The sequence below is a fragment of the Microbacterium sp. genome, assembly GCF_041909575.1.
Lineage (GTDB): Bacteria > Actinomycetota > Actinomycetes > Actinomycetales > Microbacteriaceae > Microbacterium.
Genome location: NZ_JAYRDE010000171.1, coordinates 1 through 3,770 on the forward strand (window position 1 = coordinate 1; position 3,770 = coordinate 3,770).

The following is a 3,770-nucleotide window of genomic DNA, read 5'->3' on the forward strand; positions in this document are numbered from 1 at the left end:
AGCGGCGCTCACGAAGCACGAAGAGCTGGTCGCCCTCATCCGCGAGCGCGGCGACGACCCGACCGACCTGATGCTGCCCTTCCGCGAGCCCCTCGACGCGTTCCGGGCCGCGACGCACGGGGTGAGGCCCCAGGAGACCCTCCTGTCGGTGCACATCACCGCGGGGATGCTCGACGACTTCTACCTCGCGCTGTCGGCGAGCTACGGCGAGACCGGCCGTCGCGTCGCGCGGATCCTGCAGGCCGACGACGACCGCGACGCGATCGTGGCGATCATCCTGCGGACGATCGACGGCGATCCGCAGTGGGCATCTCTGCTCGCTCTGTGGGGGAGGCGCCTCGTCGGCGACACGCTGCTGATCGCGCGGGCCGCGCTGCGACCATCGACGCTCGGGGCCGTGGACGAGGCCAAGGTCGAGCCGGTGTTCACCGAGCTCATGTCGGCGCACTCCAAGCGCATGGACGCCATGGACCTCGCGGCCTGAGCGGCAGTCTGTCGCTGCCGGTTCAGCCGATCTTCAAGCGGGTGCGCTCGGCGGCGTCGTGCGCGACGCGCGCCCGCGTCAGGAGGATCACCACGGGATAGGTCACGAGCAGCGGCGCCACGAACATCGAGAGCCACAGCCAGATGCTGTCGATGCCCACCCCGGCCCACGTGAGGATCGTCCACACGAGACCGGCGGAGAAGGCGCCGACGATCGGGGCGATCACGACGCCGCGCGTCGTGCGGTGGCCGATGTGGAAGTGCACGGCGACGCCGAGGGCGGCTCCGACGATCAGCGCGATGAGGATCTGCATGGGTGTCAGGCGACGAAGCCGACGCGGCGGGACTCCTCGGTCCCGAGCTCGATGTAGGCCAGGCCCGCCGTGGGGACGATGTAGTTGTTGCCCTTGGTGTCGCTGAACGTGACGTGGGTGGCGCCGGCGTCGAGTGCGGTCGCGATCGACTTCTTGACGTCGGCAGCGGGCTCGTTGGTCTCGAAGCTGAGCTCGCGTCCGGTGTTCGCGATGCCGATGCGGATCTCCACGTGAGGGCCTCTCTCCTGCTCTGCGCGCCGGCTCCCGGGCGCATGGCAACTCTACGACACGGGCACAGGCGGCCAGGTCGTGCGGCGCACGCTCTCGGCGAACGGGATTGTCCGTCGCCCGCGCTACGGTCGAGGGCATGGTGGCGAGCGACGAGTCGGGTGCGGCGACCGTGCTCGACGATCGCCAGCGCGCCGTCGTCGGCCTGCCGCCCGACGCGTCGGGCGTGGTCGTGGGAGCGCCGGGCACCGGCAAGACCACCGCGCTCGTCGCGCGTGTGGCGGCGCTGGTCGAGGGCGGACTCGACCCCGATGCCGTGCTCGTGCTCACCCCGTCCCGCCAGACGGCGACCGCGCTGCGCGATCGACTGGCCATCGCCGTCGATCGGGCGACGTCGGGTCCGCTCGCCCGCTCGGTCGCATCCTTCGCATTCCAGCTGGTGCGGGCGCACGCGGTGGCGACCGATGCCGAGCCGCCGCAGCTGCTCACGGGCGGTGACGAGGACCAGCTGATCCACGACCTGCTCGAGGGCGATGCCGAGGACGAGGCATCCGCTCCCTCCCGGTGGCCGGAGTGGCTCGCGCCGGGGATCCGCGCGACGCCGGGGTTCCGCACCGAGGTGCGCACGTTCCTCGCGGAGTGCACCACCCTCGGGATCGGGCCGGAACGGCTGCGGGCGCTCGGAGAGCGGGAGGAGCGCGCCGCCTGGGTCTCGCTCGCCTCGTTCCTCGGCGAGTACCTCGACGTGCGCGCCGACATGCGCGGGGCGCATCGCGATGCGGCGGGACTGGTGCGCGAGGCCGTCGGGCTCGTGCGCACGCTCGGAGACGGCATCGAGGCGCTCGACCGGGTCGGCACGATCCTCGTCGACGACGCGCAGGAGCTCACCCTCGGCGGCGTCGAGCTGCTCGAAGCCGCGCGCGGGCGAGGCATCCCGGTGCTCGCATTCGGCGACCCCGACGTGGGCTCGGGGTCCTTCCGAGGTGCCACGCCCGAGAACTTCGCCCGGCTCGCCGCGAGCCTCGGCGAGGTGCACGTCCTGGCGCGGGGTCACCGCGGCACCGCGTGGCAGGCCGAGCTGGTGCGCCGCGTGACGCAGCGGATCGGCGCGGTCGGGATCGTCGCGCACCGGCGCGGGAGCGACGGAGCGCAGCCCGACGACTCGGCGCGCGCCCTGCTGATGCGCTCGGCGGCCGAAGAGTACGACGCCGTCGCGCGCCTCCTGCGGGAGCGGCACGTGCACGACGGCGTTCCGTGGGGACGCTGCGCGGTGATCGCACACGACACGCGGCAGGTGGCCGCGCTCGAGACCGAGCTGGCGGCGCGCGAGGTCCCGGCGCGCTCCAGCGGCCCCGGCAGGGCACTGGGCACGCTGCGGCCGGTGGGCGATCTGCTGCGGCTGATCGACCTGGCATCCCGCGACGAATGGGAGTTCGAGGACGTCTCGTCGGCGCTCCTGGGCACCTACGGGCGCCTCGATCCGATCGAGCTGCGCCGTCTGCGCTCGACGCTGCGTCACACCGAGCTCGCTGCCGGGGGAGAGCGGGCGGGCAAGGATCTCCTGCTCTCGGCGATGCGGCAGCCTCTCGAGTTCGACCTGCTCGACATGCGCGAGGCGCGCCGCGCGGCGCAGCTCGCGCGCACGCTGGCGTTCCTGCGCGACGAGCTCGCGCGAGGCGCGACGGCGCACGAGCTGCTGTGGGCCGCCTGGGACCGCAGCGGGCTCCAGCGCGGCTGGTCGGAAATGGCGCACGGCCACGGCCCGCTCGCCGAGCAGGCCAACCGCGACCTCGACGCCCTCGTCGCTCTGTTCCAGGCCGCCAAGCGCTTCGTCGAGCGGTCGCTCGACGCCGATCCGCGGGTGTTCGTGCGGAGCATCCTGGACTCCGACGTGGCCGAGGACCGCCTGACCGCGCCGGTGCGCGACGACGCGGTGCAGATCCTCACCCCGGCGGGCGCGCTCGGTCTCGAGTTCGACACCGTGGTCGTCGCCGGCATGCAGGAGGGGGTGTGGCCCAACACGCGGCTGCGCGGAAGCCTCCTCGACACGTGGCGACTGCCGGATGCCGCGTCCCGGGCGACCGGGGACCCACCGGGCGTCCTCGACCGGCGCCGCTCGGCGATGCACGACGAGCTGCGTCTGCTCGCCCGCGCGCTGTCGCGCGCCACAGCGCGGGTGATCGTCACCGCGGTCGACGACGACGACACCGGACCCAGCGTCTTCTTCGAGTTCTTCCCCGACCCGGAGCGCCACACGGTCGACCATCCGCTGTCGCTGCGCGGTCTCGTCGCGCGCCATCGCCGCACCCTCACCGAGCGCAGCGCCGCCTCCGCGGCGGCGATCCACGCGGCCGGCCAGCTCGCGCTGCTGGCGGATGCCGGCGTGGCCGGCGCCGCACCGGCTCAGTGGTTCGGCGTCCCGCCGCCGACGTCGACCGGACCGCTCCGCGACCTCGCGAAAGAAGACGTGCGGGTCTCGCCGTCGCGGCTGCAGGCACTCGAGGAGTGCCAGCTGAACTGGGTCATCGGCGATCTGGGCGGCGACCCCGGCAGCACGACGGCCGGCCTCGGCACCATCATCCACGCCGCCCTCGAGCATGCCGCCGAGTCGACCGAGGAGGCGCTGTGGGAGCAGGTCGACGCCCGGTGGGGCGAGCTGACCTTCGAAGCGGACTGGCGTGAGCGCGCCGAGAAGACGCGCGCGCGCGACCTCGTGCGCCGGCTGCACCTGTACCTGCGGCGGTT

4 protein-coding genes are annotated in these 3,770 nt (G+C 73.4%); 2 read left to right on the forward strand and 2 right to left on the reverse strand.

All coding sequences use genetic code 11. The annotated features are described in order from the left end of the window. A partial coding sequence (locus ACE3O1_RS15095; RefSeq protein ID WP_374316447.1) for a ferritin-like fold-containing protein occupies positions 1–484 on the forward strand: 484 nt, incomplete at its 5' end. Positions 485–506: 22 nt separating this feature from the next. On the opposite strand, the gene ACE3O1_RS15100 is transcribed toward ACE3O1_RS15095, so the two are convergent. Together ACE3O1_RS15100 and ACE3O1_RS15105 are read right to left on the reverse strand one after the other, a co-directional pair. Further along, entirely contained in the window at positions 507–797 is a 291-nt protein-coding gene (locus ACE3O1_RS15100) for a hypothetical protein (RefSeq protein WP_374316449.1), read from the reverse strand. A gap of 5 nt (positions 798–802) precedes the next feature. Next, positions 803–1,027 carry a DUF3107 domain-containing protein gene (locus ACE3O1_RS15105; protein WP_374316451.1) on the reverse strand — a complete coding sequence of 75 codons (225 nt, stop codon included), beginning with the start codon at positions 1,025–1,027 and terminating at the stop codon, positions 803–805. A gap of 137 nt (positions 1,028–1,164) precedes the next feature. Here ACE3O1_RS15105 and ACE3O1_RS15110 point away from each other — a divergent pair. Beyond that, the coding region (locus ACE3O1_RS15110) for a UvrD-helicase domain-containing protein (RefSeq protein ID WP_374316453.1) at positions 1,165–3,770 on the forward strand (2,606 nt) is incomplete at its 3' end.